This is a genomic window from Variovorax boronicumulans, from assembly GCF_040544675.1.
In the GTDB taxonomy this organism is placed as follows: Bacteria; Pseudomonadota; Gammaproteobacteria; order Burkholderiales; family Burkholderiaceae_C; genus Variovorax; species Variovorax boronicumulans_D.
The window spans coordinates 1-24,674 of the sequence record NZ_JBEPKK010000018.1 but is presented as its reverse complement, the minus strand read 5'-3'; the positions used below and the strand labels follow the sequence as shown (position 1 = coordinate 24,674).

Annotated in this window: 22 protein-coding genes; 17 read left to right on the top strand and 5 right to left on the bottom strand. The window is 66.9% G+C overall.

The window, feature by feature from the left end; all coding sequences use genetic code 11:
* Positions 1-60: 60 nt before the first annotated feature.
* The 3 genes from dusB to purH are packed head-to-tail and all read left to right on the top strand — an operon-like array spanning position 61 to position 2,996.
* On the top strand, positions 61-1,119 hold the full coding sequence (dusB, locus tag ABIC90_RS24160; RefSeq protein ID WP_354358680.1) for a tRNA dihydrouridine synthase DusB: 1,059 nt from the start codon (positions 61-63) through the stop codon (positions 1,117-1,119).
* A gap of 17 nt (positions 1,120-1,136) precedes the next feature.
* The gene (locus ABIC90_RS24155; protein WP_007838304.1) at positions 1,137-1,373 is read left to right on the top strand and encodes a Fis family transcriptional regulator; all 237 of its coding nucleotides are present in this window, start codon (positions 1,137-1,139) and stop codon (positions 1,371-1,373) included.
* 15 nt (positions 1,374-1,388) lie between these two features.
* Entirely contained in the window at positions 1,389-2,996 is a 1,608-nt protein-coding gene (gene purH / locus ABIC90_RS24150) for a bifunctional phosphoribosylaminoimidazolecarboxamide formyltransferase/IMP cyclohydrolase (RefSeq protein WP_354358678.1), read from the top strand.
* Positions 2,997-3,141: 145 nt separating this feature from the next.
* On the opposite strand, the gene hemL is transcribed toward purH, so the two are convergent.
* On the bottom strand, positions 3,142-4,422 hold the full coding sequence (gene hemL, locus ABIC90_RS24145; protein WP_354358676.1) for a glutamate-1-semialdehyde 2,1-aminomutase: 1,281 nt from the start codon (positions 4,420-4,422) through the stop codon (positions 3,142-3,144).
* A 3-nt stretch (positions 4,423-4,425) separates the two neighbouring features.
* Positions 4,426-5,388, bottom strand: a complete 963-nt coding sequence (thiD, locus tag ABIC90_RS24140) for a bifunctional hydroxymethylpyrimidine kinase/phosphomethylpyrimidine kinase (RefSeq protein WP_354358674.1) — start codon at positions 5,386-5,388, stop codon at positions 4,426-4,428.
* Between the two features lie 111 nt (positions 5,389-5,499).
* Between thiD and ABIC90_RS24135 the strand changes: the two genes are divergently transcribed.
* The 6 genes from ABIC90_RS24135 to ABIC90_RS24110 all read left to right on the top strand — a co-directional run bounded on the left by ABIC90_RS24135 (position 5,500) and on the right by ABIC90_RS24110 (position 15,618).
* Complete coding sequence (locus ABIC90_RS24135; protein ID WP_007838397.1) at positions 5,500-5,670, top strand: rubredoxin; 171 nt, start codon at positions 5,500-5,502, stop codon at positions 5,668-5,670.
* Positions 5,671-5,749: 79 nt separating this feature from the next.
* On the top strand, positions 5,750-6,148 hold the full coding sequence (locus tag ABIC90_RS24130; protein ID WP_013543588.1) for a response regulator: 399 nt from the start codon (positions 5,750-5,752) through the stop codon (positions 6,146-6,148).
* Entirely contained in the window at positions 6,148-6,513 is a 366-nt protein-coding gene (locus tag ABIC90_RS24125; RefSeq protein WP_013543587.1) for a response regulator, read from the top strand. Before ABIC90_RS24130 ends, ABIC90_RS24125 begins: the two co-directional genes overlap by 1 nt.
* Positions 6,514-6,532: 19 nt before the next feature.
* Entirely contained in the window at positions 6,533-7,066 is a 534-nt protein-coding gene (locus ABIC90_RS24120) for a chemotaxis protein CheW (protein WP_354358671.1), read from the top strand.
* Positions 7,067-7,106: 40 nt separating this feature from the next.
* Entirely contained in the window at positions 7,107-9,419 is a 2,313-nt protein-coding gene (locus ABIC90_RS24115; protein ID WP_354358669.1) for a methyl-accepting chemotaxis protein, read from the top strand.
* Positions 9,420-9,603: 184 nt separating this feature from the next.
* Positions 9,604-15,618: an Hpt domain-containing protein gene (locus ABIC90_RS24110; RefSeq protein ID WP_354358667.1), complete on the top strand. Its 6,015-nt coding sequence runs from the start codon at positions 9,604-9,606 to the stop codon at positions 15,616-15,618.
* 71 nt (positions 15,619-15,689) lie between these two features.
* On the opposite strand, the gene ABIC90_RS24105 is transcribed toward ABIC90_RS24110, so the two are convergent.
* Positions 15,690-17,189: a cryptochrome/photolyase family protein gene (locus ABIC90_RS24105; RefSeq protein WP_354358665.1), complete on the bottom strand. Its 1,500-nt coding sequence runs from the start codon at positions 17,187-17,189 to the stop codon at positions 15,690-15,692.
* On the opposite strand from ABIC90_RS24105, the gene ABIC90_RS24100 reads away from it, so the two are divergent.
* From ABIC90_RS24100 to ABIC90_RS24075, 6 genes are read left to right on the top strand one after another with little or no spacing between them, the layout of a single operon-like run.
* Complete coding sequence (locus ABIC90_RS24100; RefSeq protein WP_354358663.1) at positions 17,190-17,789, top strand: YqgE/AlgH family protein; 600 nt, start codon at positions 17,190-17,192, stop codon at positions 17,787-17,789.
* Positions 17,790-17,797: 8 nt separating this feature from the next.
* Positions 17,798-18,235, top strand: a complete 438-nt coding sequence (gene ruvX / locus ABIC90_RS24095) for a Holliday junction resolvase RuvX (protein WP_436318244.1) — start codon at positions 17,798-17,800, stop codon at positions 18,233-18,235.
* Positions 18,232-18,729, top strand: a complete 498-nt coding sequence (gene pyrR, locus ABIC90_RS24090; protein ID WP_354358659.1) for a bifunctional pyr operon transcriptional regulator/uracil phosphoribosyltransferase PyrR — start codon at positions 18,232-18,234, stop codon at positions 18,727-18,729. Before ruvX ends, pyrR begins: the two co-directional genes overlap by 4 nt.
* A complete protein-coding gene (locus tag ABIC90_RS24085) occupies positions 18,729-19,691 on the top strand; it encodes an aspartate carbamoyltransferase catalytic subunit (RefSeq protein WP_354358657.1) in 963 nt (320 codons plus the stop codon). Before pyrR ends, ABIC90_RS24085 begins: the two co-directional genes overlap by 1 nt.
* Entirely contained in the window at positions 19,688-20,974 is a 1,287-nt protein-coding gene (locus ABIC90_RS24080; RefSeq protein ID WP_354358655.1) for a dihydroorotase, read from the top strand. The genes ABIC90_RS24085 and ABIC90_RS24080 overlap by 4 nt, the downstream gene beginning before the upstream one ends.
* A 19-nt stretch (positions 20,975-20,993) precedes the next feature.
* Positions 20,994-21,740, top strand: coding sequence for a lysophospholipid acyltransferase family protein (locus tag ABIC90_RS24075; protein ID WP_354358653.1), 747 nt, complete (start codon positions 20,994-20,996; stop codon positions 21,738-21,740).
* Between the two features lie 314 nt (positions 21,741-22,054).
* On the opposite strand, the gene ABIC90_RS24070 is transcribed toward ABIC90_RS24075, so the two are convergent.
* Entirely contained in the window at positions 22,055-22,441 is a 387-nt protein-coding gene (locus ABIC90_RS24070; protein WP_354358651.1) for a hypothetical protein, read from the bottom strand.
* A gap of 240 nt (positions 22,442-22,681) precedes the next feature.
* Between ABIC90_RS24070 and ABIC90_RS24065 the strand changes: the two genes are divergently transcribed.
* Positions 22,682-23,041 carry a hypothetical protein gene (locus ABIC90_RS24065; RefSeq protein WP_354358649.1) on the top strand — a complete coding sequence of 120 codons (360 nt, stop codon included), beginning with the start codon at positions 22,682-22,684 and terminating at the stop codon, positions 23,039-23,041.
* A gap of 153 nt (positions 23,042-23,194) precedes the next feature.
* On the opposite strand, the gene ABIC90_RS24060 is transcribed toward ABIC90_RS24065, so the two are convergent.
* Entirely contained in the window at positions 23,195-23,407 is a 213-nt protein-coding gene (locus ABIC90_RS24060) for a hypothetical protein (protein WP_354358647.1), read from the bottom strand.
* Between the two features lie 177 nt (positions 23,408-23,584).
* Between ABIC90_RS24060 and ABIC90_RS24055 the strand changes: the two genes are divergently transcribed.
* On the top strand, positions 23,585-24,613 hold the full coding sequence (locus tag ABIC90_RS24055) for a hypothetical protein (RefSeq protein WP_354358645.1): 1,029 nt from the start codon (positions 23,585-23,587) through the stop codon (positions 24,611-24,613).
* The last annotated feature ends 61 nt before the right edge of the window (positions 24,614-24,674 follow it).

The window sequence follows — 24,674 nt, the reverse complement described above, 5'->3', positions numbered from 1 at the left end:
GCAGGTGGCTACAATCGTGCCTCATTTTTCAGCAGCCGAACGCGCACCGCTACCTTCCCCATGACCTTGCAGATCGGCACCCACACGCTGGAAAACCGCCTGTTCGTCGCGCCCATGGCCGGCGTGACGGACCGGCCCTTCCGCATGCTGTGCCGCGAACTCGGTGCGGGTTACGCGGTCAGCGAGATGGTCACCTCGCGCAAGGAACTCTGGGGCACGCTCAAGACCTCGCGCCGCGCCAACCATGACGGCGAACCGGGTCCCATTGCGGTGCAGATCGCCGGCACCGACGCGGCCATGATGGCCGAGGCCACGGTCTACAACATCGAGCGCGGCGCGCAGATCATCGACATCAACATGGGCTGCCCGGCCAAGAAGGTCTGCAACAAGTGGGCAGGCTCGGCGCTGATGCGCGACGAGCCGCTGGCGCTCGAGATCGTGCAGGCCGTGGTCGATGCGGCGCAGCCATTCAACGTGCCGGTCACGCTCAAGATGCGCACCGGCTGGAGCGAAGACAACCGCAACGCCGTCAAGCTCGCGCGCGATTTCGAATCGGCCGGCGTGCAGATGCTCACCGTGCACGGCCGCACGCGCGAGCAAGGCTACAAGGGCCACGCCGAGTACGACACCATCGCCGCCGTGAAGGCCGCGGTGCGCGTGCCGGTGGTGGCCAACGGCGACATCACCTCGCCCGAGAAGGCGCGCGACGTGCTCGCGGCCACCGGGGCCGACGCGGTGATGATCGGCCGCGCCGCGCAGGGCCGGCCCTGGATCTTTCGCGAGATCGCGCATTTCCTGGAGACCGGCACCTATCGCGCGCCGCCGCTGGTGGCCGAGGTGCGGCGCCTGCTGCTCGACCACTTGGTGGAGCACTACGCGCTCTACGGCGATTTCAGCGGCGTGCGCACTGCGCGCAAGCACATCGGCTGGTATGTGCGCACGCTGCCCGACGGCGAAGCGTTCCGCGGCCGGATGAACACCATCGAGGACTGCGCGGAACAGCTGCGCGCGGTCGGCGACTATTTCGACGGGCTGGCGGACCGGATGGACCGCATGCCCGCGCACCAGGCGGCCGAAGAACTGTCCGGTGAAGAGGAGGCGGCCTGCGCCGTCGATTGAGGAGAGGAAAACAGGCAATGAGCAAGAAACACATCGAGGACTGCGTGCGCACCAGTCTGGACAGCTACTTTCGCGACCTGCGCGGCACCGAACCCGACGGCATGTACGAGATGCTCGTGCGCGTGGTCGAAAAGCCCCTGCTCGACGTCGTGATGACGCGCGCGGAGGGCAACCAATCCAAGGCCGCGCAATGGCTCGGACTGAACCGAAACACGCTCCGCAAGAAATTGGTCGAGCACAAACTTCTGAAATAACTTCACGGCACACCCATGGCTCAGACCGCACTCATCTCCGTTTCCGACAAGACCGGCATCCTCGAATTCGCCCAGGCGCTGCATGCGCTGGGCATCAAGCTGCTGTCCACCGGCGGCACCGCCAAGCTGCTGGCCGACGCCGGCCTTCCGGTGACCGAAGTCGCCGACCACACCGGCTTTCCTGAAATGCTCGACGGCCGCGTGAAGACGCTGCACCCCAAGATCCACGGTGGCCTGCTCGCGCGGCGCGACCTGCCCGCGCATGTGGCGGCGATCAAGGAACACGGCATCGACACCATCGACCTGCTGATCGTCAATCTCTACCCCTTCGAATCGACCGTGGCCAAGGCCGGCTGCACGCTCGAGGACGCGATCGAGAACATCGACATCGGCGGCCCGGCCATGGTGCGCAGCGCGGCCAAGAACTGGAAGGACGTGGGCGTGCTCACGGATGCAGCCCAGTACCCCGTGGCGCTCGCCGAGCTCAAGGCCGACGGCAAGCTCAGCGACAAGACCAGGTTTGCGTTCTCGGTGGCCGCGTTCAACCGCATCGCCGACTACGACGGTGCCATCAGCGACTACCTCTCGGCCATCGACTTCGACGCCAGCATCGGCCAGCCCGCACCGACGCGCTCGCTGTTCCCCGCGCAGAGCAACGGCCGTTTCGTGAAGGTGCAGGACCTGCGCTACGGCGAGAACCCGCACCAGCAGGCCGCGTTCTACCGCGACCTGTATCCGGCGCCCGGCTCGCTCGTGTCGGCCAAGCAATTGCAAGGCAAGGAACTGAGCTACAACAACATCGCCGATGCGGACGCCGCATGGGAATGCGTCAAGAGCTTCGACGTGCCGGCCTGCGTGATCGTCAAGCACGCCAACCCCTGCGGCGTGGCGATCGGCAAGGACGCGGCCGAGGCCTATGCCAAGGCCTTCAAGACCGACCCGACCTCGGCCTTCGGCGGCATCATCGCCTTCAACCGCCCGGTCGACGGGGCCACCGCGCAAGAGATCGCCAAGCAGTTCGTCGAAGTGCTGATGGCGCCGGGCTACACGCCCGAAGCGCTCGAAGTGTTCCAGGCCACCAAGGCCAAGCTCAACGTGCGTGTGCTCGAAATTGCGTTGCCCAAGGGCGGTGCCACCGACTGGGACAACGGCCGCAATGCGATGGACGTCAAGCGCGTCGGCTCGGGCCTGTTGATCCAGACGGCCGACAACCACGAACTTGCCGCCAGCGACCTCAAGGTCGTGAGCAAGAAGCAACCCACGCCGCAGCAGCTGCAAGACCTGCTGTTCGCCTGGAAGGTCGCGAAGTACGTCAAGAGCAACGCGATCGTGTTCTGCGCCAACGGCATGACCATGGGCGTGGGCGCGGGCCAGATGAGCCGCCTCGACTCGGCCCGCATCGCGAGCATCAAGGCCGAGCATGCAGGCCTGTCGCTGAAAGACACGGCCGTGGCGAGCGATGCCTTCTTCCCGTTCCGCGACGGCCTCGACGTGGTGGTCGACGCGGGCGCGAGCTGCGTCATCCAGCCGGGCGGCTCGATGCGCGACCAGGAAGTGATCGACGCCGCCGACGAGCGCGGCGTGGTGATGGTGCTGTCAGGCGTTCGTCACTTCAGGCATTGAGCTCGCCCCCAGGCTTCGCGCACTTCGTGTCGCTTCGCCAACCCCCTGCCGGGGGCAACACCTGCGGCCCGGCAAAGCCGGTTCCGCGGTGTTCCCGAATTGAGCCGTCTATTCGTGGGTGCCGAACCGGTCGTGTGAACAGGCTCTAAGTCGTTCGGAAAATCTCTCGTGCCGCTTCTATGGTGGCTGCGATGTCTTCCTCCCCGTGCGCTGCGCTCACGAAGCCGGCTTCGTAAAGCGCGGGGGCAATATACACGCCGCGATCGAGCAAACCATGAAACAACGCATTGAACTTCGCGTTGTCGGTTGTCATCACGGTGGCATAGTTTTGCGGCAGGTCCTTCATGAGGAAAAAGCCGAACATGCCGCCTTCGCTGTCGGCGTTGAAGAGCCGGCCCTCGGCGGCTGCGGCGGCCTTCAGGCCGTCGACCAGCGTGCGTGTTTTCTTGCCGAGCGCTTCGTAGAAACCGGGCTTGGCGATCTCCTTGAGCGTGGCCAAGCCACAAGCCGTGGCCACCGGGTTGCCCGAGAGCGTGCCCGCCTGGTAGACCGGCCCCTGCGGCGCCAGCTGTTCCATGATCGCGCGCGGTCCGCCGAAGGCCGCCAGCGGCATGCCGCCGCCGATGACCTTGCCCAGCACCGTGAGGTCGGGCTTGATGCCCAGCACGCCCTGCGCGCCGTGCAGGCCCACGCGAAAGCCCGTCATGACCTCGTCGAAGATCAATAGCGCGCCGTGCTGCGTGCACAGGTCGCGGCAGCGCTTGGCGAATTCGGGCGTGGCGCGCACGAAGTTCATGTTGCCGGCAATGGCTTCGATCATCAGGCAGGCGATGTCGTTGCCGTGCAGCGCAAAGGCCTCTTCGAGTTGGGCGATGTTGTTGTACTCGAGCACGATGGTGTGCTGCACCACCTCGGGCGGCACGCCGGCCGAGGTCGGGTTGCCGAAGGTGGCCAGGCCCGAGCCCGCCTTGACGAGCAGCGCGTCGGCATGGCCGTGGTAGCAGCCCTCGAACTTGATGATGCTCTTGCGGCCGGTGGCGCCGCGCGCCAGGCGCAAGGCGCTCATCGCGGCCTCGGTGCCTGAACTCACGAGCCGCACCATTTCCATGGACGGCACCAGCGCGAGGATGGCCTCGGCCAGTTCGATCTCGCGTTCGGTGGGCGCGCCGTAGGAGAAGCCTTCGAGCACGGCCTTCTGCACCGCCTCGACCACCGCGGGATGGCCATGGCCCAGGATCATCGGCCCCCAGGAGCCGATGTAGTCGATGTAGCGCTTGCCGTTGGCGTCCCAGAAATAGGCGCCTTGGGCGCGCTGGATGAAGCGCGGCGTGCCGCCGACGGCCTTGAAGGCGCGCACGGGCGAATTCACGCCGCCGGGGATCACGGCGCGGGCGCGCTCGAAAAGAATGTCGTTTTGGTCGGTCATCGATCAGTGTCTGGTGTCGTGGGGGGGCAGGGCGAAGTCGGGCGTGGTGTCGGGGTCGTCGTCGCCTTCTTCGTCCTCGGGCTCGGCCCAGAACAGGCGGTCGGGCAGCACATGGCCCATGCCGGGGCGGAAACCCGCGTCCAGGCAGCGGTCCATGTAGGCCAGCGCTTCGCTCGCGGCGGCCACCAGGTCGGTGCCGCTGGCCAGGAGGGCGGCCAGCGCAGCCGACAGGGTATCGCCCGCGCCGGCAAAGACGGCTTCGAGGCGCTCGTACTTCTCGCTGGCGAGCACCGACTGCGGCGAGGCCAGCACGTTGTCGATGAACTGGTCGGGCAGCACCATGCCCGTGACCAGCGTGTAGGGCACGCCGAACTCGCCGGCGGCCTTGGCAATGTCGCGCGCACCGGGCGGACGCTCGCCGCTCCAGTCCGGAAGCAGCCAGCGCCACAGCGTGCTGTGGTTTCCAACCAACACTGTTGTCTGCGGCAGCAGAAGTTCGCGAAAAGCGTCCAGATAGGCCTCGATCTGGTCTTCTTCCCACCAGGAAAGATTGGGCATGTAGGCCACCACGGGCACGTCCGGATAGTCCGAAGCGGTCTCGGCGATGGTGCTCAGGGCGTCCGGCGTGCCCACGAAACCCACCTTGATCAGCTGCACTTCGACGTCTTCCAGGATGGCGCGCGTCTGCTCGGCGATGGCCTCTTCGTCGAAGGGAAAATGGTCGAAGATCTCGGCCGTGTCCCGGGCGTACGCCCCTGTGACAACGGGCAGGATGTGTGCGCCCACCGACGCCATGGCGAGGGCGTCGGCCCCCAGCCCGCCCGCACCGCTGGGATCGCTGGCATTGAAGACCAGCACGCAGGGCGGATTCAGGTCGCGTTCGGCGAGCGCCTCGGCGTCCTGCGAGGGGTCGTTAAGATTGCCCGGTTTGCGGGTGCTGTCTGCTGGATGTAAGTAGATGGTCATACGCCGGGCGGAATCCGCTGGATGGTGGCATGGGCGCGACGTTTATGCCCCGCCGGTGAGATACGCATAGATACACTCGTTGCATTTAATGAACAAGGACTTTAAGCTCCGATGAATACGAAAACTTGGATGTGCCTGATTTGTGGGTGGATCTATGACGAAGCAGTGGGTGTACCGGAAGACGGGATCGCAGCAGGCACGGCCTGGGCTGATGTTCCGATGAACTGGACCTGTCCTGAGTGCGGTGCGCGCAAGGAAGACTTCGAAATGGTTGAAATCTGAAAGATGGCATAGGGCTACGCGATCTGCGTCGATGTACGGCGCGGCGGGCATCCAAGTCTCATGAGCAGGAGCGTTTGCAATGGGCCCGAATGGATCAGGTTACAAGGTGCTTGTCATCGATGACAGCAACACCATCCGGCGCAGTGCCGAAATTTTTCTGAAGCAGGGCGGGCACGAGGTTCTTCTCGCGGAAGACGGTTTCGATGCGCTCTCCAAGGTTAACGACCACAAGCCGCATCTGATTTTCTGCGACATCCTCATGCCGCGTCTCGACGGCTACCAGACCTGCGCCATCATCAAGCGCAATGCTCATTTTTCCAAGGTTCCGGTCGTCATGCTGTCTTCGAAAGACGGTGTATTCGACAAGGCCCGCGGCCGCATGGTCGGGTCGCAAGACTATCTGACCAAGCCTTTCACCAAAGACCAGTTGCTGCAGGCCGTGCAGCAGTTTGGCATCGTTCAACAGGAAGTGCAGTAATGCCTATTCGAAAAATCCTCGTCGTCGACGACTCCAAGACCGAATTGGTGTTCTTGACCGACCTTCTCCAGAAGAACGGCTTTGCCGTGAAGACGGCCGAAAACGCCGACGACGCCATGCGCCGCCTGGAAGAAGACCAGCCCGACCTGATCCTCATGGACGTGGTCATGCCCGGCCAGAACGGCTTTCAGCTCACGCGCGCCATTGCCCGCGATCCCAAGTACGCCGCGATCCCGATCATTCTCTGCACCAGCAAGAACCAGGAAACCGACCGCGTCTGGGGCATGCGCCAGGGCGCGCGCGACTACATCGTGAAGCCGGTCAACGCGGCCGATCTGATGTCCAAGATCAGCGCGCTGGCCTGAGCAGGAGTCGGCTGAGTCCATGGCGAATCGCGACGCTCTCAGAGCCTTCCAGTCCCGGCTTGCAAGCCGTCTGCAGGCTGCGCGCACGACAGGCGTGGCCGCGTCCTGGCTCGCGGTCGAAGCGGGCGAGGGCCGCTACCTCTTTCCGCTCGGCCATGCCGGCGAAATCTTTCCCTGGACGCCGCCCCAGCCCGTGCCCTACACGGAACCCTGGTTCCTCGGCGTCGCCAACCTGCGCGGCGGCCTCTATGGCGTCGTGCAGCTTTCGGCGTTCGCCTCGGGCGGTGCGGGCGCGCCGGCCGCCACCGAGGCGGCGCGCATGCAATCGCGGCTCGTTGCTTTCAACGAGCTGCTCGAAGTCAACTGCGCACTGCTGGTCGACCGACTGGCGGGGTTGCGGGGTGCGGAGGCCTTCACGGCGTCCGAGCCTCCCGGCGCAGCCGCACCTGCCTGGCATGGGCATCTGTACACCGACGCAGCAGGTGAGCGCTGGCAGGAAGTCAACCTGCAAGCGCTTTCGCAGCAACCCCAGTTTTTGAGTATTGGTGCGTAGTGCTTCGGCACCGCACTGGCAACCACCCGAAGGACCGACCGTGAGCTCGATCGCCGACAAGTTCAAGAAATTACTGCCCGAGAACGGGAACGACAAGGCCCGCGTCGACGGCTCCGGTTCGATATCGCTCGACGATGTCGATACGGTCCAGGTCCCGGACGAGAAAACCGTGCGTCTGGTGAGGAAGAGCGACAGCTCTGCCGCAGCCGTCCCGTCGTCCGGCTTTGCCGATATCGACGGAATCGCCGGTAGCGAGGCGCCCGATGCGCTCGACGCGGCCGCCCTCGAGGCGGTGCCGCCCGTCGGGCGAGCCGGCGCCAATCCCGCCAAGCAACAGCGGATCCTGGCGATCATGCTGGCGGTCGTGGTGCTGCTGCTGCTCCTGGTGGCCGGCTCCGCCATTCTTCGCTCGGAGCGCCTGGCGCAGCAGGTGGCGGCCACCGGCCAGTCGCTGATGCAGTCGCAGCGTCTGGCCAAGTCGATCTCGCAGGCCCTGGTCGGCAACGCCGCGGCGTTCGTCGAAGTCAAGGACAGCTCGGACGATCTCTCGCGCCGTGTCGCAGGTCTTACCAACGGCGACGAGGCCCTGCGCCTGGAGCGCGTGGGCAACCAGTACGACGAGGAGATGAACAAGATCAACCCGCTCGTCGCCCGCGCCGATGCCAGCGCCAAGGCCGTGCTGGCGCAGCGCCAGATCCTGACCCAGGTGGGTGCCGCCTTGCGCGACATCAACCAGCAGTCGTCCACGCTGCTCGAAATGACGGAAACCGTCGCTTCGCTGAAGATGCAGCAGAACGCCTCGCTGCCTGAAATCTCGGCCGCCGGCCAGCTGGTGATGCTCACGCAGCGCATCGGCAAGTCGACCAACGAGTTCTTCACGGTCGAGGGTGTGAACCCCGACGCCGTGTTCCTGCTCGGCAAGGACCTGAACACCTTCCAGGAAACCACCCGTGGCCTGCTGGACGGCAATGCGCAGCAGCGCTTCCCCGGCTCCAAGGACCCGCAGACCCGCGAGCAGCTCGAAGCCATCCTGAAGACCTACGAGCAGATGCGCACGCAGGCGTCCGCCATTCTGGGCAACCTGCAGGGCCTGGTGGCGGCGCGCGAAGCGCAGGCCTCCATCCTGACCGACAGCGAACCGCTGCGCACCTCGCTCGGCGACCTGCAGGACAAGCTCTCGGCCCGCACCGGCCTGGGCGCCGGAACGATCGTGCTGCTGTTCGTGCTGTCGCTGGCCGCCCTGGCGCTGGCCGGCGCCATCGGTTACGTGCAGGTGCGCGAAGGCCGCGAACGTGCCGCCGTCGCCGAACGCGAACGTCTGGCTGCCGAGCAGAATTCCGAAGAAGCGGGCCGCGTCAACAACGCCAACCAGGCCGCCATTCTTCGGCTGATGAACGAACTGCAGACAGTGGCCGAAGGCGACCTGACGCAGGAAGCCACCGTGACGGAGGACATCACCGGCGCCATCGCCGACTCGGTGAACTACACGGTGGAAGAACTGCGTCTGCTGGTGGGCAACGTGCAGAACACGGCCACCCGCGTGGCGCAAACGACGTCGCAGGTGGAAAGCACCTCGACCGAACTGCTCGCCGCCTCGACCGAACAGCTGCGCGAAATTCGCGAAACCGGCCAGTCGGTGCTGACCATGGCCGAGCGAATCAACGGCGTGTCCACGCAAGCGCAAGAGTCCGCCACGGTGGCGCGCCAGTCGCTGCAAGCGGCGTCGTCGGGCCTGCAGGCCGTGCAGAACGCCATCGGCGGTATGAACTCCATCCGCGACCAGATCCAGGAAACCTCCAAGCGGATCAAGCGCCTGGGCGAGTCGTCGCAGGAAATTGGCGAAATCACCGAACTGATCTCGGACATTACCGAACAGACGAACGTGCTGGCGCTCAACGCCGCCATCCAGGCCGCATCCGCCGGTGAAGCCGGCCGGGGCTTCTCGGTGGTGGCCGAAGAAGTTCAGCGACTGGCCGAACGCTCCGCGGACGCCACGCGCCAGATTTCGGCGCTGGTGAAGGCGATTCAGACCGACACCCAAGACGCGGTGGGCGCCATGGAGCGCTCCACGCAGGGTGTGGTCGAAGGGGCCAAGCTGTCCGACAACGCAGGTACCGCGCTGACCGAGATTGACCGGGTGTCCCGCCGCCTCGCCGAGCTGATCGAGCAGATTTCGCAGTCCGCCTCCCGCGAAGCCGATTCGGCCAACGTGGTGGCTGCCAACATCCAGCACATTTTTGCGGTGACCGAGCAGACCGGCGAAGGTACGCGTACCACGGCCCAGCAGGTGCGCGAACTGTCGCAGATGGCTGAAGAACTGCGCCGCTCGGTCGCCCGTTTCAAGATTGCCTGATGAAGCTCTCCCTCAGTCTTCGCGCACTTCGTGTCACTTCGACACCGCCCTTTCGGGGGCAACACCAGCGGCCCGGCAAAGCCGGTTCCGCGGTGTTCCTTGAAGTGACCGCGACGGCTGTATGCATTCAGGGCGCGCAGCGCCCAGTGGAAAACTGATAGTCAAAGAACGGCGAGCAATCAACGTGTCGATCCAAAACCCTGCCACGGCCCCCATCGCCGGCAACCCGCCGGCCACCGAAGACCTGGGGCCATTGGCCTGGGTGCTGGGAGAAATCCAGAAATCCCTCGACGGTGTGGGCAAGTCGTTGCGGCGCTACCTGCGCGACGTGGGCGGCGCGACGGAGCCCGAGAGCGGCCCGCTGCAAATGGCCCGCCAGCAACTGCACCAGACCGTCGGTGCGCTGCAGATGGTGGGGCATTCGTCGCCCGCGCTGGTGCTCGGCGCCATCGAGTTCGCGGTGCAGGGCTTCATTGCCGAACCGCAGCGCTGCACCGAAAGCGCGGTCGTCAAGATCGAACGTGCCGGCTTCGCCGTCACCGATTTCCTGCAGGCCCTGCTGGCCGGCAAGCCCGTGTCGCCGGTCGCGCTGTTTCCCCAGTACCGCGATGTGCTGGAGCTGGGCGGCAACGAGCGCGTGCACCCGGCGGACCTGTGGACCACCGCATGGCGCTGGGCCGAGGCCAGGCCGCCGCTGACGCAGGCCGCCATCGCCTACGACCCGGCCGTTCGCTCCAAGCTGGACCGCGGCGTGCTGCAGCTGGTCAAGAGCGGTGACCTGGAGGCCGCCAAGCGCCTTCAGGGCCTGTGCCTGGGGCTCGGACGCGGCGCGCTGCTGCCCCGCGTCGTCAGCTTCTGGACCCTGGCCGCGGGCTTTTTCGAAGCCCTGGCGCTGGGCCTGATTCCCGCCGATTCCTATGTGAAGCGTGCCGCCACGCGCGTGCTCATGCAGTACGCCACGCTCGCGCGCGGCGACAGCCTGGTGTCCGACCGCCTCGGCCAGGACCTGCTGTTCTTCTGCGCGCAGGCCGTGCCCACTTCGCGCGACGAAGCCACCACGCTGCGCACCGTGCGCAACGCCTGGGGCGTGGCCGGCGAACAGCGCATCGACTACACCGTCGAGCAGTTCGGCCGCTTCGATCCGCTGGTGCTGCAACAGGCACGCAAGCGCATCGAGACCGCCAAGGAAATGTGGTCGGCGCTCTCGGGCGGCGACATCACCCGCACGCGCCAGGTGGCCGACACCTTCGTGCAACTGGGCGAATCGCTGCAGAAGCTGCATCCGCCGAGCCTGCCGATGGTCGAGGCGCTGAGCCACGCGGTCGACGCCTCGGTGCGCTCGGGCCAGCCGCCCGACACCGAACTCGCGATGGAAGTCGCCACCTCGGTGCTCTACCTGGAAGCCGCGCTCGAAGACCTGGACCCCAGCGATCCGCAACTCACCGCCCGCACCCTGCAGCTGGCAGGCCGTATCGAGCGCGTGCGCGCCGGCGGCCATTCCGAGCCGCTCGAGCCGTGGATGGAAGACCTGTACCGCCGCGTCAGCGACCGCCAGACCATGGGCACCGTGGTCGACGAGCTGCGCAGCCACCTGAGCGAACTCGAGAAGTCGCTCGACCAGTATTTCCGTCGCCCCGCCGAAAAGGGCCTGCTACGCACCGTGCCGACGCAACTCATGCAGATGCGCGGCGTGTTCTCGGTGCTCGGCCTGGACCAGGCCGCGCTCACCGTGCAGCGCATGCGCGAAGACGTCGAGGCGATGCTGGTCAGCACCTCGCCGGCCGAGGAAATGGCCGGCTTCGATGCGCTGGGCAACAACCTGGGCGCGCTGGGCTTCCTGATCGACATGCTGGGCTACCAGCCGGCGCTGGCCAAGCGCCTGTTCGTGTTCGACACCGAAGCCGGCGAACTCAAGCCGCTCATGGGCCGCCATGCCGCCGACGGCGGCGAGCCCGAAGCCCAGGCGCCGGCCGCCTCGCCGGTGCTCAGCATCGATGACGTCGATGCGCAGATCGCCTCCAAGCTCGCGGCGCTTGCCACGCCCGCCAAGAAGACCAAGCCGTCGCCGCTGGAAGAATTCAGCCGCAAGGCCGAGAGCTGGACCTCCAAGATCACCGGTCCGGGCGCGCTGCCCGACACCGAGGTCACCGAGCTCGAAGAAGACGACCTGCAGAACATCTTCCTGGACGAAGCCCGCGAGGTGGTGCACAACGGCCTGGCCGCGATCACCGCGCTCGGCGAGCGCCCCGACGACACCGACGAGCTCACCATCCTGCGCCGCGCGTTCCACACGCTCAAGGGCAGCTCCCGCATGGTCGGCCTCACCGCCTTTGGCGATGCCGCCTGGTCGCTCGAACAGGTGCTCAACACCTGGCTGGCCGACCAGCGCGCCGCCACACCCGAGCTGCTGTCGGCCACCGAGCGCACGCTGCGCGACTTCGGCCAGTGGGTCGAAGCCATCGCCTCGGGCGAGGCCCATTCCTGGCAAGCCGGCCCGTTCAGCCGCGTTGCCGATGCGCTGATGGCCGGCGAGCCCGTGCCGCCGCCAGTGCGCATGGCCGATGCCGAGCAGCTGGCCGTGGCCGCCCGCCACATCGCCGCCGAGCCCGAGCTCCCGCCGCTGCCCGATCTGTCGTTCCTGCCGGACACGCCGGTGCAGGCTCCCGCCGCCGCCGACCCCGTCTTCGACCTGCCCGCGCTCGACGAGCCGTCCAGGCCCGATGCCTCCGAAGGCGACGACGATTTCACCTCGACCGACTTTCTCGATTTCGACAAGCAGACCACCGAGCCCGCACCGCTCGTGTCGCTGCCCGACGTCGAGGAGTTCGACTTCCTTGCGCCCGCCAAGACCCCGGCGCCCGCGCAACCGGTCGCCGCGCAGCCGGAGCCTGAGCCCGAAGCCGAGCTGCCGTCCATCGAAGCCGCCGTGCCCACAGCGACCGGCCTGCCCGATTTCGCCTGGGACCCCGTGCCCCTGCCTGTGCGGGCAGACGAACCGGCGACCAACGACATGTCGCTGCCGCCGCTCGAGGAGCCCGTCTCCCTGCCGGAACTGGCGCTCGAACTGGATCTGACGCCGGAGCCCGAACCCGTTGCTGCCGCCGTCGAAGCACCGGCCGAAGCCGTTGCCGAGTCGCCGGTCGTCGTCGCCGAAGAAGTGCCTGAACTGGAGCTCGCACCGGAGCCGGAGCCTGCAACGGAAGCCGTCACCGCGCCCGAACCCGTCGAAGAAGAAATCGCCGTCTCGTCCAGCGCCGAAGACCAGGTCAAGGTCATCGGTCCGCTGCGCATCGGCATTGCGCTCTACAACGTCTACCTCAACGAAGCCGACGAGTGGTCCAGGCAGCTGGCCACCGACGTGGGCGAGTGGGCGCTCGAATCGCACGAGCGCCTGCCCGACTCCACCGTCGCGCTCGCGCATTCGCTGGCCGGCAGCTCGGCCACCGTGGGCTTTCACAGCCTCTCGGGCATGGCGCGCCTGCTCGAATCGGCGCTGCAGCATCTGCAGATGCAGGGCAGCGGCACCCGCGAACAGGGTGTGGTGCTGGTCGCCGCGGCCGACGAGCTGCGCCGCCTGCTGCACCAGTTCGCCGTGGGCTTCCTGCGCGATCCGGCCGAAGGCACGCTCCAGGCACTGCGCGACATCGCCGCCGCGCCCATGCCGCCCGAAGCGGCCGCGCGCAGCGAGAGCCGCCCGGTCCACCAGGTGGTGTCCTCCGACAGCTATGCCGATGTGGCGCTGGACGATTCCGAAGACACCATCGACGTGGCCGACGCGGTCGACATCGACCTGTTCCCGATCTTCGAGGAAGAAGCCGCTGAACTCATGCCCCAGCTGGGCGAGGCGCTTCGCCAGTGGTCCAACCACCCCGACGACAGCGCGCCGCGCGCCTCGGTGCTGCGCACGCTGCACACCCTCAAGGGCAGTGCGCGCCTGGCCGGCGCCATGCGCCTGGGCGAACGCGCCCACCGCATGGAGTCCGAAATCGAAATCCTGGGTTCCCAGGGGGCAGAGCGGGCCGACATCGAAAAACTGCTGACCCGTCTGGACAACCTGCAGGCCACCTTCGACGCACTGCGTGCGGCGGACGACGCCACCCAGGTCGAAATGGCGCAGCTGGTGGCCGCGGCCACCGCAGCCGGTGCCGCCGGTGCGCCGGCCGATGTCGGCGTTTCGGCGAACGACGAAGACGCCATCGCCTTCATCGATCCGGCCGAAGACGAAGCCGCCGAGGACAAGCCGGCCGCCCCGGCCATGCTGCAGCCCCGTCCGGCGCCCGCGCTGCTCGCCCCGCTGCGCGCCGCATCGGGCCAGGCCGTGCGCATTCGCACCCAGTTGCTCGACCGCCTGGTCGCGCAGACCGGCGAGGTCATCATCACGCGCTCGCGCCTGGAAGCCGAACTCGGCCAGCTGCGCGGCTCGCTGTCCGACCTCACGGGCAACCTGGACCGCCTGCGCCAGCAGCTGCGCGACATCGAAGTGCAGGCCGAAAGCCAGATGCAGTCCCGCCTGGCGCAAGCCAAGGATTCGCAGCAGAGCTTCGACCCGCTCGAATTCGACCGCTTCACCCGCGTGCAGGAACTCACCCGCATGATGGCCGAGTCGGTGAACGACGTGGCCACCGTGCAGCGCACGCTGCAAAAGACGGTGCAGGCCACGGAAGACGATTTGAGCGTCCAGGCACGCCAGACCCGTGAACTGCAGCGCGGCCTGCTGCGCACGCGCATGGTGGAGTTCGAAGGCATCTCCGACCGCCTCTACCGCGTGGTGCGCCAGGCGTCCAAGGACACCGGCAAGCAGGTGCGCCTGGACATCGTCGGCGGCTCCATCGAAATGGACCGCGGCGTGCTCGACCGGATGACGCCCGCCTTCGAGCACCTGCTGCGCAACTGCGTGGCGCACGGCATCGAAGACGCCGCGGTGCGCGAGAAGTCCGGCAAGGACGCCAGCGGCCTCATCGTCATCGACCTGCACCACGAAGGCAACGACGTCTCGGTGAGCTTCCGCGACGACGGCGCCGGCCTCGACCAGAAGCGCATCGCCGAGCGCGCCCGCGCACTCGGCCTGCTCGCCGACGACAAGGAACTCACGCCCGAAGAAGCGACCGAGCTGATCTTCAAGCCCGGCTTCTCGACGGCCGGACAGGTCTCCGAGCTGTCCGGACGCGGCATCGGCATGGACGTGGTGCGCGCGCAGATCGCGGCGCTCGGCGGCCGCATCGAAACGCACAGCACGCCGGGCCAGGGCACCACCTTCAAGCTGGTGCTGCCGCTGACCACCGCGGTGACGCACGTGGTGATGCTGCGTGCCGGCGAGGTCTCGATCGGCGTGCCGTCCAACCTGGTGGAACTGGTGCAGCGTGTGGGCGGCGCCGAGCTCGAAGCGGCCTACCTCCACGGCAGCCATCCCTTCGGCACCGAGCAGGTCCCGTTCTACTGGGCCGGCGCGCTGCTGCAGGCATCGACCCGCAGCGAGCACACGGCCGCCAAGAACAACACCCTCGTGGTCGTGCGAAGCGCGGCACAGCGCATTGCGCTGCACGTGGACGAAGTGCTGGGCAACCAGGAAGTGGTGGTGAAGAACCTCGGGCCGCAGCTCGCACGTCTGCCCGGCCTGGCCGGCATCTCGGTGCTGGCTTCGGGCGCGGTGGCGCTGCTCTACAACCCGGTGGCGCTGGCCTCGGTGCATGGCGATCAGGCGCGCAAGCGCCAGGCCGCCGCGCTCGCGGTGCAGGCGCAGTCCGCCGCGGCGGCTGCCGAGCAGGGTGTGCCGCATGAGCCGCTGCCGATGCTGGCCCCGGCCGCGCCCCTGGTGCCGCTGGTGCTGGTGGTGGACGACTCCATCACCGTGCGCCGCGTCACGCAGCGCCTGCTGCAGCGCGAAGGCTATCGCGTGTCGCTCGCGGCCGACGGCCTGCAGGCGCTCGAACGGCTGCAGCAGGAGCGCCCGGCCGTGGTGCTGTCGGACATCGAAATGCCGCGCATGGACGGCTTCGACCTGGCCCGCAACATCCGCGCGGACGCCGCGTTGGCCGAGCTGCCGATCATCATGATCACCTCGCGCATCGCCGAGAAGCACCGCGACTACGCGCGCACGCTGGGGGTGAACCACTACCTGGGCAAGCCGTATTCGGAAGAAGAGCTGCTGCGCCTGGTGCGTGCGTACACGAGCGAGGCGGCGCTGGTGGCTGCGGCCTGATTGATGCGCCCAGCCAGGCCCGGAGCGCTGCTCCGGCGCCCTGTCAAAAGAAAAGGCCTTCGGGCCTTTTCTTATTTCTGAAGCGCCTTGGCCCGCGCCACCCCGTAGCGCTGCAGCGTCTTCTCTCGCGCCTCGGCATGGTCCACCACCGGCTTGGGGTAGTTCTCGCCCAGCGTCACGCCAGCCGCCTCCAGCTCCACCGGCGTTGCGATCCACGGGGCATGGATGGCCGCGTTCGACAGGCCGGCCAGCTGCGGCAGGTAGCGCCGGATGAACTTGCCCTCGGGGTCGAAGCGCTCGCTCTGCGTCACCGGATTGAAGATGCGGAAGTAGGGCTGCGCATCGCAGCCGCTGGAGCTGGCCCACTGCCAGCCGCCGTTGTTGGAGGCCAGCTCGAAGTCGTTCAGGTGCAGGGCAAAGTAGGCTTCGCCGCGCCGCCAGTCGATCCCCAGGTCCTTGCACAGAAAGCTCGCCACCACCATGCGCAGCCGGTTGTGCATGTAGCCGCTCTGGTTGATCTGCAGCATCGCGGCATCGACCAGCGGATAGCCGGTGCGGCCCTGGCACCAGGCCTCGAACAGCTGGTCGGCATGCTTGCCGTGGTGCCACTGGATCTTGTCGTACTCGGGACGAAAGCTCTTGGATTCGCCGTCTTTGTGCACATGCGGAAAGTGCATCAGGATCTGGAAGTAGAAGTCCCGCCAGATCAGCTCGCTAAGCCAGGTGGCCGCGCCCGCATTGCCCTGCAGCGAGAGCTGGTGCGCCACGCTCGCCACCTGCCGGATCGATATCGTGCCGAAGCGCAGGTGCACGCCCATGTAGCTGGGGCCGCGCACGGCGGGGAAGTTGCGTGCGTCTTCGTAGCGGTCGATGCGCCCGAAGAAATCTTCGAACAGCACGCCGGCGCCCAGCGTGCCGGTCGGGATTTCCAGCGCCGAGAGGTTGGTCTTCTCGAAGCCCAGTTCGCCCAGCGACGGCATCGGCTCGCGGTAGGCCTGCGGCGGCGGCACCAGCGCCTCGGCATGGCTGCGCACCGGGTACGACTTGAGGAAGAACGAATCCACCTTGGCCAGCCATGCCCGCTTGTACGGCGTGAACACCGTGTAGGGCTGGCCGGTCTTGGTCATGACCTCGTCGCGGTCGAAGACGGTCGAGTCTTTATAGGTGTGGAAGGCGATGCCCGCATTGGCCAGCGCGCCCAGCACCTGGGCGTCGCGCTCCAGCGCATCGGGTTCGTCGTCGCGGTTGGCGAACACGGCCTGCACGTCCAGGTCGCTCGCGAGCGCGGGAATCTCCTGCACCGCGGTGGAGTGCCGCACGATCAGCCCGCCGCCCAATGCGCCCAGCTCGGCCTGCAGCTCCAGCAGCGATTCGCGGATGAACTCCACGCGCCGGTCGGCGGACGGCAGCGGGTCCAGGATGGGTTTGTCGAACACGAAAACGCAGACCACTTGCCGGCAGGCTCGCAGGGCGCGGTAGAGGGCGGCGTTGTCGTCCACGCGCAGGTCGCGGCGGAACCACATGAGCCCTTTGGGGTAGGTCTTGTCGACGGCCAGTAAAATCGGAGGCATATGGCCGCCGATTCTGCCCCGATGAACCTCACGCATCACTTTTTGATAGCGATGCCCGGGATGGAAGACAAAACTTTCAACCGCAGCGTCGTGTACCTCTGCGAACACAGCGAGCGCGGTGCGCTCGGCCTGGTGATCAACAAACCCAGCGACATCAACCTCAAGGTGCTCTTCGAGAAGATCGAGCTGCACCTGGCCCGCCCCGAGCTGGGCGAGGCGCCCGTCTTCCAGGGCGGCCCGATGCAGACCGAGCGCGGCTTCGTGCTGCACGAGCCGGTGTTCACCCAGGCCGAGAAGCCCGAGGAATCGGTCTACGCCTCGACGATGACCATCCCCGGGGGCCTGGAAATGACCACCTCCAAGGACGTGCTGGAGGCCCTGGCCACCGGTGCCGGCCCGCGCAAGGTGCTGGTCTCGCTGGGCTACGCCGCCTGGAGCGAGGGCCAGCTGGAGTCCGAACTGGCCGAAAACAGCTGGCTCACCGTGCTGGCCGACCCCGCCGTCATCTTCGACACCCCCATCGAGCAGCGCTACGACAAGGCACTGATGCTGCTGGGCCTGGAAGCCTGGAAGCTGTCGCCCCACGCCGGACACGCATGAACCCCGTCATGCCAGACGTTCCAGCCCCCGCCGATTCTTCCGTTCCCGTTCCTGTCCCGTCCCATTTCCAGACCTTCCTGGCCTTCGATTTCGGCCTGAAGCGCACCGGCGTGGCCAGCGGCAACCGGCTGCTTCAAAGCGCCACCCCGCAGGCCACCATCAAGGCCGAGGGCGATGCCCGCTTCGCGCAGGTCGAGGCCCGCATCAAGGAGTGGCAGCCCGACGCGCTGGTGATCGGCGTGCCTTACCACCCCGACGGCGCCCCGCACGAGAACACCCGTCGCGCGCAGAAGTTCGCGCGCCAATTGCGCGGCCGGTTCAACCTGCAGGTGTTCGAGGTCGACGAGCGCTACAGCACCACGGAGGCGCTGTCTTCAGGCGCTCGCGACGCCGACGCCGCCTCCGCCTGCATCATCCTGGAGCAATTTTTGAGGAGCCTCCCGTGAGTTCAATACCCGATGCCGAAGCGCTCTACACAGGCCTTTTGGCCGGCGTGAAGGCGCTGCTGCGCCCCGAAACCAAACTGGTCGGCATCACCTCCGGCGGCGCCTGGCTGGTCGAGCGGCTGCAGAAGGACCTGGGCCTTGCCGGTGCGCCCGGCGTCATTTCGTCGGCCATGCACCGCGACGATTTCGCGCGCCGCGGCCTCTCGGCCAGCGCGCAGACCGCGCTGCCCTTCGACGTGAACGGCGCCGACGTGCTCTTGCTCGACGACGTGCTCTACACCGGCCGCACCATCCGCGCGGTGCTCAACGAGCTGTTCGACTTCGGCCGCCCGGCCTGCGTGCGGCTGGCGGTGCTGGTCGATCGCGGGGGGCGCGAACTGCCGGTGGCCGCCGATTTTTCGGCCGCGAAACTCACGCTGCCCGACACGCAACTCCTGGCCCTGGCCCGTGCAGACGACGGCGCCTTCAGCCTCAAGGTGGAGGAAAACCGCTGATGCTCTACAAGCGAAATCCGCAGCTCAACAAGCACGGCGAGCTCATCCACCTGCTGTCCATCGAGGGGCTGCCCAAGGACATCGTCACGCACATCCTCGACACCGCCGCCAACTTCACCAGCGTGAGCGACCGCGAAGTGAAGAAGGTGCCGCTGCTGCGCGGCAAGAGCGTGTTCAACCTGTTCTTCGAGAACAGCACCCGCACCCGCACCACCTTCGAGATCGCGGCCAAGCGCCTCTCGGCCGACGTCATCAACCTGGACATCGCGCGCTCCTCGGCCACCAAGGGCGAATCGCTGCTGGACACCATTGCCAACCTGAGCGCCATGGCCGCCGATCTGTTCGTGGTGCGTCACAGCGAATCGGGCGCGCCGTACCTCATCGCGCAGCACGTGGCACCGCACGTTCACGTGGTCAACGCCGGCGACGGCCGCCACGCGCACCCCACGCAGGGGCTGCTCGACATGTACACGATCCGCCACTACAAGAAGGACTTTGCGAACCTCACGGTCGCGATCGTCGGCGACGTGCTGCACTCGCGCGTGGCGCGCTCCGACATCCATGCGCTCACCACGCTGGGCTGCGCCGAAGTGCGCGTGGTCGGCCCCAAGACCCTGGTGCCCACCGACATGGACGGCATGGGCGTGCGCGTGTGCCACACGCTCGAAGAAGGCATCAAGGACTGCGACGTGATCATCATGCTGCGCCTGCAGAACGAGCGCATGAGCGGCGCGCTGCTGCCTTCTTCGCAGGAGTTCTTCAAGACCTACGGCCTCACCCCCGAGAAGCTGCAACTGGCCAAGCCCGATGCGATCGTGATGCACCCGGGGCCGATCAACCGCGGCGTGGAAATCGATTCCTCGGTGGTTGATGGCAAGCAGAGCGTGATCCTTCCGCAGGTCACCTTCGGCATCGCGGTCCGCATGGCCGTCATGAGCATCGTCGCAGGGAACGAAGCATGAGCAGAACACTGATCACCAACGGCCGCGTTATCGACCCCGCCTCGGGCATCGACAAGAAGGCCGACATCGCCATTGCCGACGGCAAGATCGCCGGCATCGGCAACCTGCCGAGCGGCTTCAAGCCAGACCGCACCATCGACGCCGCAGACTGCGTCGTCGGCCCCGGCCTCGTCGACCTGGCCGCGCGCCTGCGCGAGCCTGGCTACGAACACGAAGGCATGCTCGAAAGCGAAATGGCCGCGGCCATCGCCGGCGGCGTCACCAGCCTCGTGTGCCCGCCCGACACCGACCCCGTGCTCGACGAGCCCGGCCTGGTCGAGATGCTCAAGTTCCGCGCCGAAAAGCTGCAGCGCGCGCGCCTCTTTCCGCTGGGCGCGCTCACCCGCAACCTCGCGGGCGGCGTGCTGACGGAAATGGCCGAGCTCACCGAAGCCGGCTGCATCGGCTTCAGCCAGGCCGACGTGCCCCTTGCGGACACCCAGGTGCTGCAGCGCGCGCTGCTCTACGCCAGCACCTTCGGCTACACCGTGTGGCTGCGCCCGCAAGACCGCGACCTGGGCAAAGGCGTGGCCGCCAGCGGCCCGCTTGCCACGCGGCTGGGCCTCTCGGGCGTGCCCGTGTCGGCCGAGACCATCGCCATCTTCACCATCGTGGAACTGATGAAGAGCACCGGCGCCCGCGTGCATCTGTGCCGCATCTCCAGCGCGCGCGGCGTGGCGCTGGTGCGCGAAGCCAAGGCGCTGGGCCTGCCGCTCACCTGCGACGTCAGCATCAACTCGCTGCACCTGGCCGACACCGACATCGGCTACTTCGACAGCCGCGCCCGACTGAACCCCCCGCTGCGCCAGCAGGGCGATCGCGACGCGCTCTCCGCGGGCCTGGCCGACGGCACCATCGACGCGCTGGTGTCCGACCACACGCCCGTCGAGGCCGACGCCAAGACGCTGCCCTTTGCCGAAGCCGAGCCCGGCGCCACCGGGCTCGAACTGCTGCTGCCGCTCGCGCTGCAATGGGGCGAGCGCAGCGGCGCGGGCCTGGCGCGCGCCATCGAGGTCATCACGTCGGCACCGGCACGGCTCCTGAGCGCGGCCGACGCGCAAACCGGCATCGGCCGCATCACCGAAGGCGGCGTGGCCGACCTCTGCATCTTCGAGCCCACGCTCGAATGGCAGGTGGAGCCCGGCGCGCTCAAGAGCCAGGGCAAGCACACGCCCTTCGCCGGCTACCCGGTGCAAGGCCGCGCGCGCCACACGCTGGTGGCGGGCCGCGTCGTCCACGGATAAGACAAGACAGCGCCCGGCCATGCTTCATTCGCTCAAGGCCTGCTGGCGCCTGTTGCATGCGGTGGGGCATGCGCTGGCCGGCTGGTGGACGATTCGCTTCGCCTTTCCCAGGATGTCGCAGGCCGAGCGCAATGCGCGCGTGCAGCAATGGTCGCTGCGCATGCTCGAGATCATGGGCATCGCGCTCAAGGTGCAGGGCACGCCGCCCACGCACGGGCCGGTGCTCATCATCAGCAACCACCTCTCGTGGCTGGACATCACCGCCATCCATGCGGCGCGCCATGTGCGCTTCGTGTCGAAGGCCGGCGTCAAGCACTGGCCGCTGATCGGCACGCTGTCCACCGGCGCGGGCTCGCTCTACATCGAGCGCGAACGCCGCCGCGATGCGCTGCGCGTGGTGCACCACATGACCGAGGCCCTGCGCGAGGGCGACATGATCGGCGTGTTCCCCGAGGGCACCACCAGCGACGGACGCGGGCTGCTGCCCTTTCATGCCAACCTGCTGCAGGCGGCCATCTCTTCAGGCGCGCCCGTGCTCCCTGCCGCGCTGCGCTTTGCCGATGCCGCCACCGGCGAAACCAGCCAGGCCCCGCGCTACATCGACGACGACAGCCTTGTCGCCTCGCTGTGGAACACGCTGCGCGCTCCGCCCTTGCTGGCCATCGTGCGCTTCGGCGAGCCGCAGGACTCGCACGGGCGCGAGCGCCGCACCTGGGCCCAATCGCTGCATGAAGACGTGCAGCAGCTGCGCCGCGAAACGCACTGAACGCGCCCCAAAAAAAAGCGCCCGCTGAAGGGCGCTTGAACGACGCACGAGTGCGTCGCGAGGAGGAAGCGTAGATCTGTAGGTGTAGGCGCGTGCGCGCCGGCTCAAAGAATGCCGAAGATCTTCAGACCGATGATCACGACGAGCGGCACACCGCAGAGCCAAAGGATGATGCTTTTCATGATCGAGGTCTCCGTGAGCTAAGTAGGGCTCTACATTCGCGGCGCCACCGGCGCTCGCTTGCGGGATAAAGCAAGTCAAGCGCGTCGGCGTGTGCCTACATCAGCGCTTGGGGCGGCGTTCGGTCAAGAGCGTCAGTCACGGCCTTCATAGTGGCGGCGATAGTTCTCGCGCTCCCACTGGCGGCGACGCCATTCCGCGCGCTCCGCGCGGCGTTCTTCCCAGCGCTCGGCGCGGCGTTCTGCACGCCGCTCTTCCCAACGCGAGTCACGGTCGTAGTAAATCGGCGCCGGGGCCGAATACACCGGCGCGGGCTGGTAGTAGGTCGGTGCCGGACGCGAGTACACGGGCGCGGGCTCGTAGTAGACCGGCGGTGCCGGCTGGCCGATGACCACGCCGGGCAGGTCGATGCCGATGGAAAAGTTCGGGTTCGCATGGGCGGCTGCACCGGCGAACAAGGCACCCGCGGCCACCGTGCCTGCGGCGGCCAGCTTGATGAGAAGGGTTCGGGAAAGCGTCATGTCTGTGATCTCCTGCGGGGCAGGACATCGCCCCGATGCCTGTCCAACGCCTGACCACGCGGAGGCGATCACATCGCTCAGGTGAAGAGTCGTTCCCAAATGTCAGCGAGGGCGGCAAAGGGAACACCCGCTGACTCGTCGGTGCCCACGGGTGTTAGCTTCGAAAACGTTCACTCACCCGCCCGCTCAACCGAGGCGCCAGGTGCCGGTTGCCGCGCCCGCGCCCGGCAGGAAGAAGAAATGAGAGCCTCGTCTGCCTGGATCCTGCGCGCGATGCCACTGCTGCTGCTCACGATCGGTGGATGGCTGGCGAGCTTCGGCGCCGAAGCCGCCAACTACCCGTGCTCCGGGAGCAAAGGCGGCGTGGCTCACTGCTCGGGCGCGCTGTTCGTCTGCAATGACGGATCGATCAGCGGCTCGAAGAAGGTCTGCACCGGGTCTCAGGGCGGTGATGCGGTGCGCGGCTTGCTCGCACCGACATCGCCGCAGGGAGTGAGCGCCGGTGATTGCGCATGCCGCTCCGGACGAATCTGCACCGGTCCGCGCGGCGGGCAGTACTGCCTGAGCGACAGCGGTGCGAAGAGCTACTTGCGACGGTGATATGGCGTGGTGTCGCGTTGCTCCGGGAGCGATTCGCAGGATGCGATGTGGAGGATCAACAGCAAGAAGCGCTGAGAAATCGGAAGCGGCATGGATACCGGTCCTGATTGCCGGAAGCTGTGGTCGGCTGGACTGCGGCTCAGGCAGCCCGCCTCAGGCCGCGAATTTGAAGCGCGCGTCGTTGCGTATGGCTGCAGCAAGATCCTCGCGGGGCGTCACTTCCTTCATGATGGCCTTGCCAAGGCCTGCTTCCAGTGATGAATGAGCGCACGACTCAACATGGCTGTACACGAGGCACTGCCGCCAGGCGGCTCGGCCCACTGCCTGCCAACGGTGCGGCAGGAGATCGTCGATGTGGCTGGCCATGTGCGTAGGCAGGCGCGTCCTTGACGTACGCACGCGGTTTGTGCCCCTTGAGCCTGGCCGACTATGCAAACATATAGGTAGGTGACAACGAGAAAAACAGAGGAAATTGCCATGAAACTCGGCTGGAAGATGCGGGTCGGGTTAGTCCTCTCCGTGGTGTAGCTCTGTCTCGTATTCTTGATTGCCGACGACTACCGGCGCACGAGCCAAGTGCTCGGTCTAGGTTTCCTGCCGCTGGTGCTCATCTGGGGCATCGTGTGGGCCGTCGCCGGCTGGCGCGCTCAGCGCCCGGCGAGGCCTGCGACACCCGAGGAGGCCGTCCTCGAGGCCCGCAAGAACCTAAGCCTTCGAATCCGAACGACCATCGCTGTCGTTGCCGTCGTCGGGATCGGGCTGTTCGCCGCGACTTGGCAGTTCCATGCGGCTGACAACGAAGCCGTTGGAAACGCCATCGCTGGTTGGTTCGGCGAATGGGTGGTCTACGGTCTTTTCGCGTACGTTGTGCTCCGCTTCATCCCTCGCACCCCGCCGGGCTTCGCGATCGTCTTGGCTTCGCTCGTGGTCGTTGGCGGCGTGAATTACAAGACCTATGCGGCAATCTCTGAGGATCGGCAGGCATTCGCTTCCCTGGCCAAAGCCGCGCCGCTGATCAACAAGATCCAGTCCGGCACAGCGGTGAGCGACCAAGAGGTCAAGGACGCGCACGTGGGGCTGATGGAGCCGCTGATGCTGGCGCAGGCTGCTTACAGCCGCGACGTGATCGCGATTGCCGCCACGTACACGAAAGCCGTTTCTGGACTCCAGCTCGAACTGATGTTGACGCCGACCTCCCTGGCATCTCCAAGTATCCGGGCCCAGACCCGGACCAAGCTGAAGATCTGGCAGACCGCGACGGCCGACTACCAAATCGGGCTGCAGGCGGCAACCGCCCGCGGCAAGCTCGGGATCCAAGCGGCACAGTCGCAGATGCCGGCCGCAATGGCAGGGTCAGCCTCTAAGGGCTTCGACGAGTCGTCGGCCCAGCTCAGCGCCTACCTCGTAGGGTTGGTCAACTCGGAAAAGGAAGCCCGCGGCACTATCACCGCCATGCTCGACCTGATGGATGCCAACCCGGGCGGCTACGTTGTCGATAAAGGGCCGCCGGTCAATCTGCTGTTCCGTGACGAAACGGTCCTAGTGTCCTGTCCCGTTAATTCGCCCGCATAGGCGGGTGAGTTTTTCGAGGATCGAATTGGCCGTTGCTGTCCATGTGAACGGCTTGCAGTTC

Excerpts from the sequence above, each read along its gene's own strand:
- dusB (WP_354358680.1), top strand. The coding sequence starts at position 61 with ATGACCTTGCAGATCGGCACCCACACGCTGGAAAACCGCCTGTTCGTC.
- ABIC90_RS24105 (WP_354358665.1), bottom strand. The coding sequence starts at position 17,189 with ATGCCTCCGATTTTACTGGCCGTCGACAAGACCTACCCCAAAGGGCTC.
- ABIC90_RS24080 (WP_354358655.1), top strand. The coding sequence starts at position 19,688 with ATGAGCAGAACACTGATCACCAACGGCCGCGTTATCGACCCCGCCTCG.
- ABIC90_RS24065 (WP_354358649.1), top strand. The coding sequence starts at position 22,682 with ATGAGAGCCTCGTCTGCCTGGATCCTGCGCGCGATGCCACTGCTGCTG.
- purH (WP_354358678.1), top strand. The coding sequence starts at position 1,389 with ATGGCTCAGACCGCACTCATCTCCGTTTCCGACAAGACCGGCATCCTC.
- hemL (WP_354358676.1), bottom strand. The coding sequence starts at position 4,422 with ATGACCGACCAAAACGACATTCTTTTCGAGCGCGCCCGCGCCGTGATC.
- ABIC90_RS24100 (WP_354358663.1), top strand. The coding sequence starts at position 17,190 with ATGGCCGCCGATTCTGCCCCGATGAACCTCACGCATCACTTTTTGATA.
- ruvX (WP_436318244.1), top strand. The coding sequence starts at position 17,798 with ATGCCAGACGTTCCAGCCCCCGCCGATTCTTCCGTTCCCGTTCCTGTC.
- thiD (WP_354358674.1), bottom strand. The coding sequence starts at position 5,388 with ATGACCATCTACTTACATCCAGCAGACAGCACCCGCAAACCGGGCAAT.
- ABIC90_RS24155 (WP_007838304.1), top strand. The coding sequence starts at position 1,137 with ATGAGCAAGAAACACATCGAGGACTGCGTGCGCACCAGTCTGGACAGC.
- ABIC90_RS24070 (WP_354358651.1), bottom strand. The coding sequence starts at position 22,441 with ATGACGCTTTCCCGAACCCTTCTCATCAAGCTGGCCGCCGCAGGCACG.
- ABIC90_RS24085 (WP_354358657.1), top strand. The coding sequence starts at position 18,729 with ATGCTCTACAAGCGAAATCCGCAGCTCAACAAGCACGGCGAGCTCATC.
- ABIC90_RS24120 (WP_354358671.1), top strand. The coding sequence starts at position 6,533 with ATGGCGAATCGCGACGCTCTCAGAGCCTTCCAGTCCCGGCTTGCAAGC.
- ABIC90_RS24060 (WP_354358647.1), bottom strand. The coding sequence starts at position 23,407 with ATGGCCAGCCACATCGACGATCTCCTGCCGCACCGTTGGCAGGCAGTG.
- ABIC90_RS24075 (WP_354358653.1), top strand. The coding sequence starts at position 20,994 with ATGCTTCATTCGCTCAAGGCCTGCTGGCGCCTGTTGCATGCGGTGGGG.
- ABIC90_RS24135 (WP_007838397.1), top strand. The coding sequence starts at position 5,500 with ATGAATACGAAAACTTGGATGTGCCTGATTTGTGGGTGGATCTATGAC.
- ABIC90_RS24130 (WP_013543588.1), top strand. The coding sequence starts at position 5,750 with ATGGGCCCGAATGGATCAGGTTACAAGGTGCTTGTCATCGATGACAGC.
- ABIC90_RS24125 (WP_013543587.1), top strand. The coding sequence starts at position 6,148 with ATGCCTATTCGAAAAATCCTCGTCGTCGACGACTCCAAGACCGAATTG.